Origin of the sequence: Amycolatopsis iheyensis (assembly GCF_024703995.1) — a bacterium.
GTDB lineage: Bacteria > Actinomycetota > Actinomycetes > Mycobacteriales > Pseudonocardiaceae > Amycolatopsis > Amycolatopsis iheyensis.
In genome coordinates this window covers 140,527-154,690 of record NZ_JAMXQV010000028.1, presented here as the reverse complement: position 1 = coordinate 154,690, position 14,164 = coordinate 140,527, and the positions used below count along the sequence as shown (strand labels likewise).

Genomic DNA, 14,164 nt, shown 5'->3' with positions numbered 1-14,164 from the left:
CGCAAACGCTGGACGATGCGCTGGAAACCCGCGTTGAACGCGTTCGAGATCGCGTTCGACGGCCGCCTGGCCGCCGGACGCAAGTAGATCCTTTCAACCCGAGTTACACCGCTCGTTTGACAGACCCGATCGGACCCGTCACTCGCGTGATCCGGGGTAGAACTCGCGTGATTGGGGCCGGAACTCGCGTGATTCAAAGGACAGTTCGCGTGTTTGAAGGGTCGGCGCGCGTGCCTGGGGGTCGGTTGGTGGCGGTGGGTGGGTCAGGGGCGGTGGGTTGCTCGGCGGGCGGCCAGTGCCGCGATGATGCGGGGCAGGCCCGCCGGGTGGAGAGGGTCGATGTCGGTCAGGTCGCGGACTCGGCGGAGGCGGTAGTCGACCGTGTTGGGGTGGACGTGCAGGCGGGCCGCCGTGCGGCGGCGGTTCGTGTCCAGCTCCAGGTACGTCGACAGCGTCTCCACCAGCTCGGGGTGCGCCGACAGCGGCTCGAGCACCGCCGCGAGCCGGTCTCGGGCCGCGCCCGGGCGGGTCAGCTGGTACTCCACCAGGACGTCGTCGAGGCGGTAGAGACCCGGTGGGCGGCCGAACCAGCGCAGCACGTCCAGGACCTCGCCGGTCCGCCCGGCGACGAGCCGGACCTCGGACGGCTCGGCCGGCTCCGCCGCCGCCAGGACGTCCACGCCCGCCGCGCGGCCCGCCGTGTCCACCAGCGACCGCCACTCCGCCACCTCGGTCAGCCGGCCGGCCAGCGGCAGCAGGACCAGCCCGCCCGGGCCGGTCAGGGACGCCAGCACGCCGTCGCCGCAGCAGCGTTCGAACGCCGCCAGGAAGCAGCGCAGCTTGCGGCGGACCGCGATCTCCGCGTCCACCCCCGGCGACGCCTCGTCCGCGTGCGGCCCGAGCTCGACGCTCAGCACCACGTACCGCGCCGGCAGCGTGATCCCGGCACTGCGCGCGACGACGTCGACCGGCCCGCCGTCGACCAGCACCGACAGCAGCGTCCGACGCGCCGTGTGCTCCTGCCCGACCTTCGTGCGCAGCTCCTCGAGGTAGCCGCGGGTGACCGCGCCGGTGACCGTGCCGACGAACGCGAGCACGCGGTCGGCGACGTCGAGGAGGTCGGCGACGTCCGCGCTGCCCGCCTCCGCCGAGCCGACGGCGAAGATCTCCCGCGCGCCGACGTGGTACGCGGTCAGCACGGCCTCCAGCGGAAAGCCCTCTTCGGCCCGGCGCACCGCCGACGCGCCGATCTGCCGCAGCTCGACGTCGTTGAGCTGCCGGTCCTCGCGCAGGCTCCGGGCGAAAGCGCGCACGGCCTGCTGGGTGATCCGCGCGATGTCGCCGGCCAGCTCCTCGACGGGCAGCCGCCGGTAGTCGGCGACCTCCTCCTGGATGCGCGTCAGCACCCGCGCGACCAGCGCGGGCTCCTCCCGGGTCAGCCGCTCGTGGACGCGCTGGCCGCCGAGGGTCAGGTCGCCGCCGGTTTTGTGCTCCGTCACAACCGATCCCCTCGTTCTCTGCCCGGATTCCCAGTAAATCCGGCCACTCTCGGTGCCGATGGTGTCACGGAAGCCAACTACGTCAAGGAGGACGGCGTGCGAGTGAGGACAACGGCGTTCATCACGATCTTGGTCGCGGCTCTGACGATGACGGCGGCGGGCACCGCGGCCGCGGCCACCGGCGAGTACGTGGCGCTCGGGGACTCCGCGGCGGCCGGCCCCCTGATCCTGCCGCCGGATCTCAGCTCCCCGGGCTGCCTCCGGTCGCTCGCGAACTACCCGCACGTCGCGGCGAAACGCCTCGGCGTCCCGCTGAAGGACGTCACGTGCTCCGGCGCGACGACCGCGGACATGTACGCGCCGCAGTCGACCGAGACCGGCGCGGTCCCGCCGCAGCTCGACGCGCTCGGCGCCGGCACGGAGACGGTGACGCTGACCATCGGCGGCAACGACGTCGGCCTGGTCGGCGCCGCGACGAGCTGCATCAACCTGCTGCCCGGCATCAACCCGGACTGCGTCGACCGCTTCACGGCGGGCGGTCACGACCAGCTGGCCGAGAAGATCGCCGCGTTCGAGCCGACGTGGGGCGCGCTGCTGGACGCGATCCACGCGAAGGCGCCGAACGCGGACGTCTTCGTCGCCGGCTACGGCACCTACCTGCCGCACAACGGGTGCTGGCCGATCGCGCCACTGACCCCGCGCGACGCGAACTACATCCAGGGCAGCATCGACAAGACGAACGCGGCGCTGGCCCGCCAGGCGGCGGCGCACCACGCGCGGTACGTCGACGTCCGCACGGCGTCGATCGGCCACGACGTCTGCAAGCTGCCGGGGGTGAAGTGGTTCGAGAGCGTGATCCCGACGGCGGTCGCGGCCCCGCTGCACCCCAACGCCACGGGCATGCGCGGCATCGGGGCGCTCGTCACGGCGGCGATCAGCGGGTGAAGTCCCACCGGGACGCGCCGTGGGGCTCGGCGCCGGCGACGCCGATGGCCCGGCGCAGCGCGAGCCGGTACAGGTGCCAGGGGGCGGGTCCGGCGCCCGGCGCCATGAACGGCGCGTTGAACCCGCCGTTTTCCACCGCGGCGGGCCAGCCGCCCTCGCGGTAAACGGCCGCCACGCGCTCGAGGGTGGCGGCATCGGCGACGCGCTCGGCTTCGCCCTCCAGGGTGAGGTCGAGCCCGTTGAGCCGCACCGAGACACTGCACGCCGGGTTCGCCGCGAGGTTGCGGGCCCGGCGGGTGCCCGGTCCGCTGACGAAGTAGAGGGTGTCGTCGACCCAGATCGCGCCGACGCCGGCGGCGTGCGGCCGGCCGTCGGGGCGGACGGTGCCGACGAAGAAGGTCAGGTTTTCCTTCGGGGTCTGGGTCGCGAGGAGGTCCCGCGCCCGGCTCCACGGCAGCGCCGCGGACCCGCTCTGGTCGAGGTTCTTGGTCTTCGTGGGTTCAGTCATGCCTACGCGTCGAACGAGAAGACGGCGGATCGACACGCGGCGAGGATCCGGTTCGCGGGAATCAGCTCGGCGCCGCGGCGACCGGACGACCGAACGCGCGAAACCCGGGCCAGCCGACCGCCGCGAGGTTTGCGCGGGGCCACTCGGCCACCGGTCGAAGGCGGGCCGGCGCGCGAGGCGCTCAGCTCGGCGGCGCGGCGACCGGGTGGCCGGGCCCGCGAAAGCCCAATCAGCTCGGTGCCGCAAACGGCCGGGCGACCGAACGCACGAAACCCCGACCGCCGCGGGGTTTGTGCGGGGCCACTCGGCCACCGAGAGAAGGCGAGCCGGTGCGCTCAGCCCAGCGCCGCGGCGATCGCCGCCAAGGTCTTCGCTCCGCCGGGGTCGTCGTCCGATGTCGCCGGGACGATTGCCAGCTCCTCGATCCCCGCCTCTTCGTACTCCCGGGCCTTCGCCGCGATCTCCGCCGGCGAGCCCACCAGGCCCACCGCCGCGATCGCCTCGACCGGCACCGCGGCCAGCAGCTCGCGCGGGTGCGGGCGGGTGCGCGCGAAGTCCACCAGCCCGCCGAACCCCGCCGCGCGGAACATCTCGCCGTAGCCCGGTGCCGCCAGGTACCCCACCACCCCTCGGCGCAGCTGCTCGATCTCCGCGGCGCCCGGGTCCACCGCGCCGACCACCCACGCGGCCGTCGGCGGCGCCGCCCGCACCGCCGCTTCGCGCAGGCCACGCACGAGACCGGCGGCCGCGGCCGGGCTGACCAGGTTGACCACCATCCGGTCCGCGTGCCGCGCGGCCACCTCCAGCGCCCGCGGCCCGAACGCCGCGATCGTCAGCGGTGACTTCGGCGCGGCCAACCGCAACCGGTAACCCCGCGAGCCCACGACCGAACCGTCCACAGTGGACTTCGAGCCGGAGACCAGCTGTCGCACGGCGATCGCCGACTCCTCGAGGGCGGTCGCGGCACGAGCCCGCGAGCGGCCGTGCCAGCCCTCGACCACCACATCACTGGACGTGCCCAGCGCGACCCCGGTCGGCCGCCCGGTCAGCGCGGCGACCGAGGCGACGCCCATGGCGATCGTCGCCGGGTCGCGGACCGTCACGGCGAGCGGCCCGAAAGTCAGCGAAAGAGAGGAAGCAGCGCCGATCGCGGTCCCCAAGGCGAACGCGTCCCACGTCGCCATCTCGCCGATCCACAGCTCCGGATACCCCGCGGCCTCGGCGGCGCGCGCGGTCTCCAGCGCCTCCTCAGGCGGGCGGTCCTGCCAGAGCCCGAGCGACACCGAAAGCCTCATGCGGTGACCACCATGGTGACCACGGTGGTGAACGAGCCGCCGACGTTGAGCGTCAACGCCGTCCGCGCGCCCTCGACCTGCGTCTCGCCCGCGGTCCCCCGCACCTGCCGGGCGACGTCGTGCAGCATGCGGACCCCCGTCGCACCGACCGGGTGGCCGAGGCCGATCAGACCGCCGCCCGGGTTGATCCCGGCCGTGTCGAGGCCACCGTCGGCGATGAAGCGGCCGCCGTCGCCGGGTGGCGCGGCGCCGAGGTGCTCCAGCGCGACCAGCCCGGTGATCGTGAAGCAGTCGTGCAGCTCGACGACGTCGAGCGCGTCCGGCCCGGCCACCCCCGCGCGCCGGTAGGCGTCGGTGATCGCGCCGCGCAGGTGCGGGAACAGGTACTCGCCGTCGGCGGAAAGCTTCTCCGCGAGGCCGATGTGCGACGTGCGGTGCCCGAAACCGGCGATGCGCGGGAAGTCACCGCCGAGCCGCCGGGCGAACTCGGGCGACGCCAGCAGCACCGCCGCGGCGCCGTCGGTGATCCGGCCGCAGTCCTGCTTGCGCAGGCCGCCCTCGATGACCGGGTTGAGCTCGTCGTCGGTGCCGAAGGCACCGGGCGGGAAGCGCCAGTCACGGGCCTGCGCGACCGGATTCCGGGCGGCACGCGAGAAAGCGTGCGAGGCGAACTCCCCGAGGTGAGCGGGATCGAGCCCGTACCGCGTGTCGTAGGCGGCGGCGACGTCGGCGAACAGCGCCGGCCACGGGAACTTCGCGCCGACGGCTTCGTGCCCCGCCCAGGCGGCGGACCCGAGGTGCTCGGCGGCCCGCTGCCCGTCGACGTTGCGCATCAGCTCGACCCCGACGACCAGCGCCAGGTCGTAGCGGCCCGCCTCGATGTCGGCGCACGCGGCGAGCACCGCGGTGCTGCCGGACGCGCACGCGGCTTCGTGCCGCGTCGAGGGCACGCCGGCCAGCTCCGGCACGGCCGCCACGAGCAGCCCGCCCAGTTGCGCCTGCCCGGTGAACAGCTCCGCCGCCAGGTTGCCGACGTGCGCGACCTGGACGTCCGAAGGCGAAACACCGGCGTCCGCGAGGGCGGCCGGCACGGCCTCGGCGAACAGCTCGAGGATCCCGCGCCCCTCCTTCGCGTAGTTGCGCGCGAAGTCGGTCTGCGCCCCACCCAGCACGAACACCGTCATGGCTTCACTCCAGACTCTCCCGCAGCTGCCGCTTCAGGATCTTCCCCACCGGGTTGCGGGGCAAGGCGTCGGCGTACTCGAGCCGTTCCGGCAGCTTGAACGCGGCCACCTTCTTCTCGCGCAGGTAGGCGACCAGCTCGTCGAGCGACGGCTTGCGCGCGCCGGGCACGACGACCGCGCACACCCGCTCCCCCATGACGTCGTCGGGCACGCCGATCACCCCGACGTCGGCGACGTCCGGGTGCCCGGCCAGCAGGCCCTCGACCTCGGCGGGCGAGATGTTCATCCCGCCGCGGATGACCAGGTCCTTCAGCCGGTCGACGTACTTCAGGAACTCGCCGCGCGCCCCGGCGATCTCGAACACGTCGCCGGTGCGGAAGTGCCCGTCGTCGTCGAAGGACGCCGTGTCGAGCGGCTCCCCCACCGACGTGAGGTAGCCGGCGAACACCGTCGGCCCGGCGATGTGCAGCTCGCCGGGCCGCCCGGGTTCGGTCACGTGCTCGCCGGTGACCGGGTCGTGCAGCCGCACCGACGTCCAGCCGGCGACGGGCGTCGACCACGTGACGTCGGAGGCGTAGTGCGGGAAGTAGCTCGCGCGCTGGCCGGGGTCCGGGATGTCGACGGGCCCCGAGAGCAGCGCCGTGCCTTCGTTGGAGCCGAAGAAGTTGATGATGTCGATGCCGTGCCGCTCGGCCCAGGTGCGCACGAGCCACGGCGAAAGCGGCGCCGACCCGGACCCGATCTTGCGCAGCGCGGCAAGGTCCACTCCGGACAGGATCTTTTCGTTGTGCAGCAGCATGGTCAGCAACGCCGGCGGCGCGAGCGTGTACGTCACGCGCTCGGAAGCGAGCTGCCCCAGGAACACCGGCAGGTCGAACGGGTGGTGCGGGACGAACACCGCGCCGGTCAGCAGCCACGGCAGGAACATCCCGCCGATGCCGGCCATGTTCGTCATCGGGAACGGCGAGAGCAGGACGTCGTCGGGGGTGATCCCCGCGGCTTGGACGCAGCCGCGCGCGGTCGCGAGCCAGTCGCCGTGGCAGCGCGGCACCGCCTTGGGTTCGGCTTCGGTGCCGGACGTCCAGCAGATCGTCACGCAGTCGTTGACGTCGGTGTCCAGTGCGGCCAGGTGCGCGTCCAATGTGGAGCGGTCGGACAGCGGTTCTTCGGGCCAGGCCAGGGCGCCGGCCGGTTCGTCGTCCCCCCGGGCGACGACGAACCGGACCGACGGCGCCGAAGCGCCTTGTAGCCCAAGGGCCGCCCCGGCGAGCTCGTGCTCGCCGTATCTGGATGCGGTCACCACGCCCACGGCCCCGGTGCGCCGGCACATCGGGCCGAGTTCGTGTTCCCGGTAGGACACCGGGAACGGGGTGACGATCGCGCCGATCCGCACGATCGCGAGGAAGGCCTGGACCAGGGCCGAGCAGTTCGGCAGCTGCACGGCCACGACGTCGCCTGCTCGCACCCCTCTGGCGAGCAGGAACGCGGCCAGGACGTCGACACGTTCGTCGAGCCGGTTCCAGGTCCACCGCACCGGGTCGCGTCCGACCAGTGCGGTGGTGTTCGGTGGATCGACCAGCGCGAGACCCTCCGGGTCGGCACTGACCCGCTCCTTCACGAGCCGGTCGATCGTCTCCGCACTCCACCATCCCCGCGCCCGGAAGTCCCGGGCGCGACCCTCTCGATGGCATCTCATGAACGGAGGTTTTCCAGCTGGTCCGCCCGGACCCAGGTCGCGTGAAAACCGAGCGGCACCCGCTGGGGCAACAGGACCCTGGCCACGGGTCCGGCAGCGAGATCGGCGGCGTCGAAGATGTCCAGTTCCGAGCGTCCCTCACGCTCGTCCTGCACGAACGTCACCAGATAACCGTCCGCCGAATCGGCGGCTGCTCCGTCGCGGGGTGCGAACGGGGCCTCACTGCCCCACCGGCCGGGACCGAACCGGTATTCGGTCTTGGAGCCGGCAAGATTGTCGTAGCGCACGAGCCCGTCGAACTTCAGCGTCGACTCGGGCGAGATGTGCACCGCGTAGGAGAACCGGTTCGTCCGGCCGACGCCTCGGGAGTCGACGGTGGGGAACTCGGTGTTGGCGTCGTCGAGCGGCGCCTCGTGGCACGCGCCGGTCCGCAGGTTGAAGCGGTAGCGGTGCAGCTGGGCGTCCAGGCGCAGGTAGGAGAGCATCTTCGCGAGCGGCGTGTGCGCGTCGGCGCGCGGGGCCGGCTTGCGCACGCGGCAGACGTCGAGGACGACCTCTTCGCCCTGCTCCCAGGCGTTGACGACGTGGTAGATGTAGCACGGGCTCGCTTCGAACCACTTGATCTGGCTACCGTCTCCGTAGCGTGGCAGCACGCCGAAGCGGCTCGGCATCGAGCGGTCGAAGTGCAGCTTGTGGCGGCCGAGCTTGGCCGCCTCCAGGTCCTGGACCAGCGGCAGGTCCATCAGCACCGCGTAGTGCTCGGTGATCGCCATGTCGTGCGGCAGGCGCGGGCCGGGCAGCTCGATCTCGGTCGTCTTGACGACCTGGCCGTCCGCGCTGATCACGCCGTAGCGCAGGTACGGCGGGCGCGGGCCGTAGTCGAACCAGAACAGCTCGCCCGTGGCCTCGTCGACCTTGGGGTGGGCCATCATGTCGCCGACCAGCGTGCCGAGGAAGTCTTCGGCGCCGAGGGTCTCCAGGGAGAGCGGGTCGATGCCGTACGGCGAGCCGCACAGGTACCAGGTCGCGAGGATGCGGCCGCGGTGGAAGACGACGTCGGTGTTGGCGTTGTCCTTGAGGCCCAGGCCGTGGCTGTTGCCGAAGGGGTTGTCCTTCGGGTTCTCCATGACGCCGGTCCAGAGCGCGCGGCCGGCGTCGGACTCGGCCTCGAACGCCTTCGTGCGGACCCAGCGGTTGCGGTAGCGCGCCTTGCCGTTCTCCAGGTGGACGGCGTGGATCATGCCGTCGCCGTCGAACCAGTGGTAGCGGCCTTCGGGGGCGAACCGCGGGTTGGGGCCGTTGCGCAGGTAGACGCCGTTGAGGTCCTTCGGGATCTCGCCGATGACCTGCAGGTCTTCGGCGTCGATCTCGGTGCCGACCGGGGCGTAGACGCCGAGCAGGTAGGGGTTCTCCTCGCCGGTGTCCGCCGTCCGGGCCACCATCAGCGGCTGTTCGGAGGTGCTGGTCATCGGGCTGCTCCCTGACTCTGCGGGCTGTTGGGGACGAGACTATGATTTGTGTAGTCAGGTGTCAATAGGCTTCTTTAGGTGTAGTCAGGTGTTACGCTGAGGCCGCTACTTAGCAAGGGGGAAGTTCGGTGACCGAGGCGACCGCACAGCCATCTTTCGGGGGTTCCGGGTGGCAGAGCCCCCGGCCCGGGGCGGAGTCCCGGATGACAGAGCGCATCCGGCCCGCGGGGGATCCGCTGCGGAGGGCGCTCGAACTGGTCGGTGACCAGTGGACGCTGCTCATCCTGCAGAGCCTGTTCCTGCGCTTCAGACGGTACGAAGAGCTGCGGCTGCGGCTGGGCATCTCCCCGACGGCGCTGTCCGGGCGGCTGCGGGACATGGTGGACGCGGGCATGCTCACGCGCGTGCCGTACCGCGACGCGCGCCGCACGCGGCACGAGTACCGGCTCACCGAGCGCGGCCTGGAGCTGTGGCCGCTGCTGATTTCGATCTGGGCCTGGGAGCGCGAGTGGGTCGAAGGCCGCCGCGAGGTGCTGCCGACGCTGGTCCACCTCGACTGTGAGCTGGCTACATCAGCGCCCCTGGGCTGCGGGGCGTGCGGCCGCCGGGTCGACGCCCGCGACGTGCGGGCTTCGCGGCTGGACAGCACCGGCGTCGCGGCGGCGACGGCGTCCAAGCGCTTCCGCCGCAAGGACGCGGAGTCCCTGGCCGGCGACCCGCTGATGTTCTTCCCCGACACGATGGAGCTGCTGGGCGACCGCTGGTCGACCGGGCTGCTGGTGTCGGCGCTGCTCGGCTGCCGGCACTTCTCGGAGTTCGAGCGCGAGCTGGGCATCGGGCCGAGCGTGCTGTCGGCGCGGCTGAGCAAGCTGGTCGAGGTGGGGGTCCTGCGCACCGGCACGGCGGCGACCCGCACGGACGCGCGCGACTACCGGATGACAGCGAAGGGGCTGGCGTTCTTCCCGGCGCTGGCGTTCATCGCGGAGTGGTCCCGCGGCTTCGAGGTGACGGGCCAGGAGCCGGACATCACGCTCCACCACGTCGAATGCGGCAACCGGCTGCAGCCGATGCTGCTGTGCGACCACTGCGGCCGCCCCCTGACGCGCCAGTCGGTGCAGTTCGGCGGAGTGCCGGCCCCGAAACGCTGACGGTGTGGCGTAATCGACTCGCCAAGCGGTTGGCCTGGTGCCAGGCTGGAGCGGTCACACGTCGTCTGTTCCGGAGGTAAGCATGAGTGAACCGAATCCGTCGCCCAGCGGCGAGGAGGACGACGTCAAGCGCAAGTTCCGGGAGGCGCTGGAGCGCAAGCAGGCGCACGCGCGCTCGGGCGCGTCCCACGAGAACGGCGGCGGGAAGAACCAGCACGCGCACGGGCCCGCGGCGAACAAGCGGACGTTCCGGCGGAAGAGCGGCTGAGACTCCCGGCACTTCCGGAACCCTTCGAAGGCCACCACGGGCACCCGTCCACGGTGGCCTTCGGCGTACCCGGGCGGCGCCGGCGTCCTAAGGTGGGCCGATGGCCGGTCGGGTGCGGTGGGACGAGGTGTGGCGGACCACCCGGCACGTCCTCTACGCCGGGGCCCGGCCCGAGGTGCGGGCCCGGTCGGCCGGCGCGGCCCGCTTGCGCACCGCGGCCGTGGTGGGTGTCGGGCTCTGGAGCGGGTTCCTGGCGGCGCAGACGGCGCCGGGGGAAACGGCCGGGAGCGCACTGGCCCTCGGCCTCGCCGTGGCGAGTGCGGCGCCCGCGATCGTCGCCGTCCGGTCGCCGTTGTGGGCGTGGCGGCTGCTCGTCGTGCTGGTCCTGGCCACCCCGGCCGCGTACCCGGCCCTGCCCCGGCTGTGGGGCTGGCCGTGGTCACCGGGCCTGGCGCTGACGGCCGCGCTCGTCTTCTTCCTGGTCGCGGCCGCGCACTCGCAGGCCGCCCTGGTCGTGGTCGGCGTGGTCTCGGCCGCCGCGATGGGCGTCTGGCTCGGCGACTGGCGCGACCTGGCGCTGCTGGTGGCCCTGATGGCGGCGGTGCTGCTCGGCGGCAACGCGGTGCGGCAGCGGCGGGTCGCCGAACGGGAGAGCGCCGAACAGCAACGAAGGCGGGCGGCGGAGGAGACGCGGGCCGCGGTTCTCGAAGAACGCGCGCGCATCGCCCGGGAACTGCACGACGTCGTCGCCCACCACATGTCCGTGCTCGCCCTGCGCACCGATTCCGCGCGCTACCGCTTCCCCGGCCTGCCGGACGACGTGCGTGCCGAGTTCGCCGAGCTGACCGGGACCGCGCGGGAAGGCATGGTCGAGATGCGCCGGCTGCTCGGCGTCCTGCGGACCGAGAGCACCGGCGAGCCGGTCGCGCCGCAACCGGACGGCACCCGGGTGGCCGAGCTGGCGGAGCGGGTGCGTGCGCTCGGCACGGCCTGCACGGTACGGGTGCACGGGGAGTTCGACGCGCTGCCCGCGGGCGTCGCGTTGTCCGCCTACCGGATCGTGCAGGAGGCGCTGAGCAACGCGGTCCGGCACTCACCCGGCGCGGCGATCGACGTCGAACTGCGAGTTGACGGCGGGGCCGTGCACGCGGTGGTCCGCAACGCGGCGGGTGGTTCCGGCCGGCCGGCCGGAACCAGCGGGCACGGGCTGCTCGGCATGCGGGAGCGGGCCGCGATGCTGGGTGGCAGGCTGGCGGCCGGGCCGACGGCCGACGGCGGGTTCGAGGTCACCGCGGACCTGCCGCTGGACCAGGAGGAGAACGTGTGATTTCCGTGCTCATCGCCGACGACCAGACCATGGTCCGGCAGAGTTTCCGCGCCGTGCTGGACGCCCAGGACGACATCCGGGTGGTCGGCGAGGCCGCGGACGGCGCCGAAGCGGTGAGCGGCTGCGCGGAGCTCTCGCCGGACGTCGTGCTGATGGACGTCCGCATGCCCGGCGTGGACGGCGTGGAAGCAACCCGCCGCATTCTCGGCACGGGCGGCGCAGTCCGCGTGCTGATGCTGACGACGTTCGACATCGACGAGTACGTCTACGGAGCGTTGCGCGCGGGCGCCAGCGGCTTCCTGCTCAAGGACGCGCCGCTGGACGACCTGGTCGTCGCGGTGCGGGTGGTCGCCGCAGGCAACGCCCTGTTCGCCCCGTCGGTCACCCGCCGGCTCATCGGCGAGTTCGCGGTTCGCGGCCAGGCCGCCGAACCCGGCGCGCGGGGGCGTTCGGGGATCTCCGACCTGACCGAGCGGGAGACCGAGGTGCTCCGCCTGGTCGCGAAGGGCCTGTCCAACAAGGAGATCGCCGAAGTGCTGGTGATCGCCGAACAGACCGCGAAGACCCACGTCAGCCGGGTGTTCGGCAAGCTCGGCGCGCGGGACCGGGCACAGGCGGTCGTGGCCGCCTACGAAGCGGGCATCGTGGTGCCGGGCCGGTGATACCGGGGTAGCACGCGCTTCCGGCGGCCCTACCGGGGTGCCACCGGAAGTGGGCACCGGGGCACGACGACCGGCCGCCCGCTGTCGATCATCGTTGCGGCCATGGGGATTTCGCGGCGGACGACCGTGGTGGTGACGGCGGCAGTGGCGTTCGCGCTCGTCGCGGTGACGTGGTGGGCACTCGGCCGGCCGCTCGGCGTCGACTCCGCGGTGTACCGCGCCGGCGGGATCGCCGTGCTCCGCGGGGAACCGCTGTACGGACACCTGTCGGCGTTGCCCGCCTGGGCCCCGGAGCTGCCGTTCACCTACCCGCCGTTCGCGGCGCTGCTGTTCACGCCATTCGCCGCGCTGCCCGTGCAGTGGTGCTGGGGGCTGGTCGCGATGGCCGCGGCACCCGCGCTGGCCGTGGCCCTGCGCCCGTACGCGCCGGGCGCCGGGGCGCTGCTCGCCGCGTTCGCGCTGCAGCCGGTGTGGCAGACCATCGGGCTGGGCCAGCTCAACCTGGTGCTGATGGCGCTCGTGGTCGTCGACGTGCTGCGGCGGCGCGGCTCGGCCGGCGGGGTGCTGATCGGCCTCGCGGCCGCGATCAAGCTGATCCCGTTGATCTTCGTCGTCCACCTGCTGCTCACCGGCCGCCGGGCCGACGCGGCCCGCGCCCTCGGCACGTTCGCCGGCGCGACCGCGCTCGGCGCGGTGCTGCTTCCGGCCGACTCGGTGCGGTACTGGACTTCCGCGTTGTTCAACGACCACTTCGCGCGGATGAAGGGCTGGGTGGGGAACCAGTCCTGGGCGGGGTTCGCCGACCGGACGGCTCCCGGCCAGGCCTGGCTGCTCGCGGCCGTCGCGCTGATCGTGGCGGGTGCCGTGGTCGTCGTCCGGTGGCGGTGGCTGGCCGGCGACGAACGCGGCGCGCTGCTGGTCACCGCCGGGTGCGCGCTGCTGGTGAGCCCGATTTCCTGGACGCACCACTGGGTGTGGGTCGGGCCCGCGCTCGGCTACCTGCTCACCACCGGCCGCCGGTGGTCCGCCCTGGTCCTCGCGGTGCTGTTCACCGGCTGGACCGTGGCGGTGGTGCCCGGCGGTCAGGGGCGGGAGCGGGACTGGACCGCCGGGCAGGCCCTCGTCGGCAACGCCTACCTGCTGGTCGCCGTCGTCGCGGGCGTGGTGCTCGTCGTGGCGGCGATCCGGCGAAGTCGCCGGGTCGGGCCGGCTCCCGGTGTCGCGCACGGCTACGGGGTGAACGAACCCAGGTGATCCAGCACCACGAACTCGCTCGACGTCGCCGCCACCGCCTTCCGCAGCACCTCCAGCCCGCCATTGGGATCGTGCGCCTGTCCCAGCGGCAGGTCGAAGTCATCCCAGTGCGTCGCCGCCACGAAGCGGGGGTTGCCCAGTGCTCGCAGCAGCCGTGGCACATACTGCGTCACCTTCGCCCCGCCGACCGGGACGCACGCCACGTCCGGGCGCAGGCCCGCCAGCTCCGATTCGATGTAGTTAGACCCCCCGAAGTTCACCACGCTCGCGCCGCCGCCCGACACCGCGTACGCCAGCGTGCCGCCTTCGACCAGGTCTTCGATGACGCGCGGCCGGTCGCGGCGGGACAGGGGGCGTGAACCCGGGAACGGCACCCTCGCTCGCTCGCCCGTTGCCGAGTGCAGGGAGCGCAGGATGCGGATCGAGTAGCCGTCGAACGTCAGGTCCTCGCCGCCGCTCGCGATCGCCAGCTGGTCCTCCGGGGCACCCAGTGCCGCCATGAGACTCAAATGGGTCTCGGTGCCGAAGACCGTCGCGCCGGTGCGTTGGGCCAGGTAGGGGACGTCCGTCAGGTGGTCGTAGTGGCCGTGGGTCACCAGGATGTGGTCCGCCCGCAGGAAGCCGCGGTCCAGGTAGCCGTCGATCAGCGCGCGGTTCACCGACAGCGGTGTGTGCGGGTCCGCCCCCGCGGGCGTGTACGTCCCCGTCTTGAAGCGGGTCAGCCACGGGTCGATGAGGATCGTCTTGCCGCCGACGCGGATTTCCCAGCCGTTGTTCCCCCACCACCGCAACGACATTTGCGACGTGCTCGAAGCGGCTGCCACCGGCGCGCCCGCCAGGATGGCCGCCGCCGCCGCGCTCGCGCCGAACAGCCCGCGCCTGCTGAGTCCTGTGTTCATGGCGCCACCC

13 protein-coding genes are annotated in these 14,164 nt (G+C 72.8%); 6 read left to right on the top strand and 7 right to left on the bottom strand.

Going from position 1 to position 14,164, the window contains the following annotated elements:
- Positions 1 to 263: 263 nt before the first annotated feature.
- Positions 264 to 1,499, bottom strand: coding sequence for a PucR family transcriptional regulator (locus M8542_RS39540; protein WP_257925492.1), 1,236 nt, complete (start codon positions 1,497 to 1,499; stop codon positions 264 to 266).
- Positions 1,500 to 1,601: 102 nt separating this feature from the next.
- On the opposite strand from M8542_RS39540, the gene M8542_RS39535 reads away from it, so the two are divergent.
- Positions 1,602 to 2,444, top strand: coding sequence for an SGNH/GDSL hydrolase family protein (locus M8542_RS39535; RefSeq protein ID WP_257925497.1), 843 nt, complete (start codon positions 1,602 to 1,604; stop codon positions 2,442 to 2,444).
- Here M8542_RS39535 and M8542_RS39530 read toward each other — a convergent pair.
- From M8542_RS39530 to M8542_RS39510, 5 genes are all read right to left on the bottom strand, one after another.
- Positions 2,434 to 2,952 carry a pyridoxamine 5'-phosphate oxidase family protein gene (locus tag M8542_RS39530; RefSeq protein WP_257925491.1) on the bottom strand — a complete coding sequence of 173 codons (519 nt, stop codon included), beginning with the start codon at positions 2,950 to 2,952 and terminating at the stop codon, positions 2,434 to 2,436. The two genes, M8542_RS39535 and M8542_RS39530, sit on opposite strands and share 11 nt — an antisense overlap.
- Before the next feature lie 335 nt (positions 2,953 to 3,287).
- Positions 3,288 to 4,247 carry an LLM class F420-dependent oxidoreductase gene (locus tag M8542_RS39525; RefSeq protein WP_257925490.1) on the bottom strand — a complete coding sequence of 320 codons (960 nt, stop codon included), beginning with the start codon at positions 4,245 to 4,247 and terminating at the stop codon, positions 3,288 to 3,290.
- Positions 4,244 to 5,431, bottom strand: coding sequence for an acetyl-CoA acetyltransferase (locus M8542_RS39520; RefSeq protein WP_257925489.1), 1,188 nt, complete (start codon positions 5,429 to 5,431; stop codon positions 4,244 to 4,246). Before M8542_RS39520 ends, M8542_RS39525 begins: the two co-directional genes overlap by 4 nt.
- A 4-nt stretch (positions 5,432 to 5,435) precedes the next feature.
- On the bottom strand, positions 5,436 to 7,127 hold the full coding sequence (locus M8542_RS39515) for a class I adenylate-forming enzyme family protein (RefSeq protein WP_276587713.1): 1,692 nt from the start codon (positions 7,125 to 7,127) through the stop codon (positions 5,436 to 5,438).
- The gene (locus M8542_RS39510; protein ID WP_257925487.1) at positions 7,124 to 8,596 is read right to left on the bottom strand and encodes a carotenoid oxygenase family protein; all 1,473 of its coding nucleotides are present in this window, start codon (positions 8,594 to 8,596) and stop codon (positions 7,124 to 7,126) included. Before M8542_RS39510 ends, M8542_RS39515 begins: the two co-directional genes overlap by 4 nt.
- Positions 8,597 to 8,799: 203 nt before the next feature.
- On the opposite strand from M8542_RS39510, the gene M8542_RS39505 reads away from it, so the two are divergent.
- The 5 genes from M8542_RS39505 to M8542_RS39485 all read left to right on the top strand — a co-directional run bounded on the left by M8542_RS39505 (position 8,800) and on the right by M8542_RS39485 (position 13,255).
- Entirely contained in the window at positions 8,800 to 9,744 is a 945-nt protein-coding gene (locus M8542_RS39505) for a winged helix-turn-helix transcriptional regulator (RefSeq protein WP_257925486.1), read from the top strand.
- A gap of 82 nt (positions 9,745 to 9,826) precedes the next feature.
- The gene (locus M8542_RS39500) at positions 9,827 to 10,012 is read left to right on the top strand and encodes a DUF5302 domain-containing protein (RefSeq protein WP_004559232.1); all 186 of its coding nucleotides are present in this window, start codon (positions 9,827 to 9,829) and stop codon (positions 10,010 to 10,012) included.
- A 100-nt stretch (positions 10,013 to 10,112) separates the two neighbouring features.
- Positions 10,113 to 11,339, top strand: coding sequence for an ATP-binding protein (locus tag M8542_RS39495; protein ID WP_257925485.1), 1,227 nt, complete (start codon positions 10,113 to 10,115; stop codon positions 11,337 to 11,339).
- Positions 11,336 to 12,001 carry a response regulator gene (locus M8542_RS39490; protein ID WP_257925484.1) on the top strand — a complete coding sequence of 222 codons (666 nt, stop codon included), beginning with the start codon at positions 11,336 to 11,338 and terminating at the stop codon, positions 11,999 to 12,001. Before M8542_RS39495 ends, M8542_RS39490 begins: the two co-directional genes overlap by 4 nt.
- Positions 12,002 to 12,103: 102 nt before the next feature.
- Positions 12,104 to 13,255: a glycosyltransferase 87 family protein gene (locus M8542_RS39485; protein WP_257925483.1), complete on the top strand. Its 1,152-nt coding sequence runs from the start codon at positions 12,104 to 12,106 to the stop codon at positions 13,253 to 13,255.
- Here M8542_RS39485 and M8542_RS39480 read toward each other — a convergent pair.
- Positions 13,231 to 14,154: an MBL fold metallo-hydrolase gene (locus M8542_RS39480; RefSeq protein ID WP_257925482.1), complete on the bottom strand. Its 924-nt coding sequence runs from the start codon at positions 14,152 to 14,154 to the stop codon at positions 13,231 to 13,233. The genes M8542_RS39485 and M8542_RS39480 overlap by 25 nt on opposite strands.
- Positions 14,155 to 14,164: the final 10 nt, after the last annotated feature.

Coding starts and splice junctions, on each gene's coding strand:
- M8542_RS39500 (WP_004559232.1), top strand. CDS start 9,827: ATGAGTGAACCGAATCCGTCGCCCAGCGGCGAGGAGGACGACGTCAAG.
- M8542_RS39515 (WP_276587713.1), bottom strand. CDS start 7,127: ATGAGATGCCATCGAGAGGGTCGCGCCCGGGACTTCCGGGCGCGGGGA.
- M8542_RS39485 (WP_257925483.1), top strand. CDS start 12,104: ATGGGGATTTCGCGGCGGACGACCGTGGTGGTGACGGCGGCAGTGGCG.
- M8542_RS39505 (WP_257925486.1), top strand. CDS start 8,800: ATGACAGAGCGCATCCGGCCCGCGGGGGATCCGCTGCGGAGGGCGCTC.
- M8542_RS39525 (WP_257925490.1), bottom strand. CDS start 4,247: ATGAGGCTTTCGGTGTCGCTCGGGCTCTGGCAGGACCGCCCGCCTGAG.
- M8542_RS39480 (WP_257925482.1), bottom strand. CDS start 14,154: ATGAACACAGGACTCAGCAGGCGCGGGCTGTTCGGCGCGAGCGCGGCG.
- M8542_RS39495 (WP_257925485.1), top strand. CDS start 10,113: ATGGCCGGTCGGGTGCGGTGGGACGAGGTGTGGCGGACCACCCGGCAC.
- M8542_RS39520 (WP_257925489.1), bottom strand. CDS start 5,431: ATGACGGTGTTCGTGCTGGGTGGGGCGCAGACCGACTTCGCGCGCAAC.
- M8542_RS39510 (WP_257925487.1), bottom strand. CDS start 8,596: ATGACCAGCACCTCCGAACAGCCGCTGATGGTGGCCCGGACGGCGGAC.
- M8542_RS39530 (WP_257925491.1), bottom strand. CDS start 2,952: ATGACTGAACCCACGAAGACCAAGAACCTCGACCAGAGCGGGTCCGCG.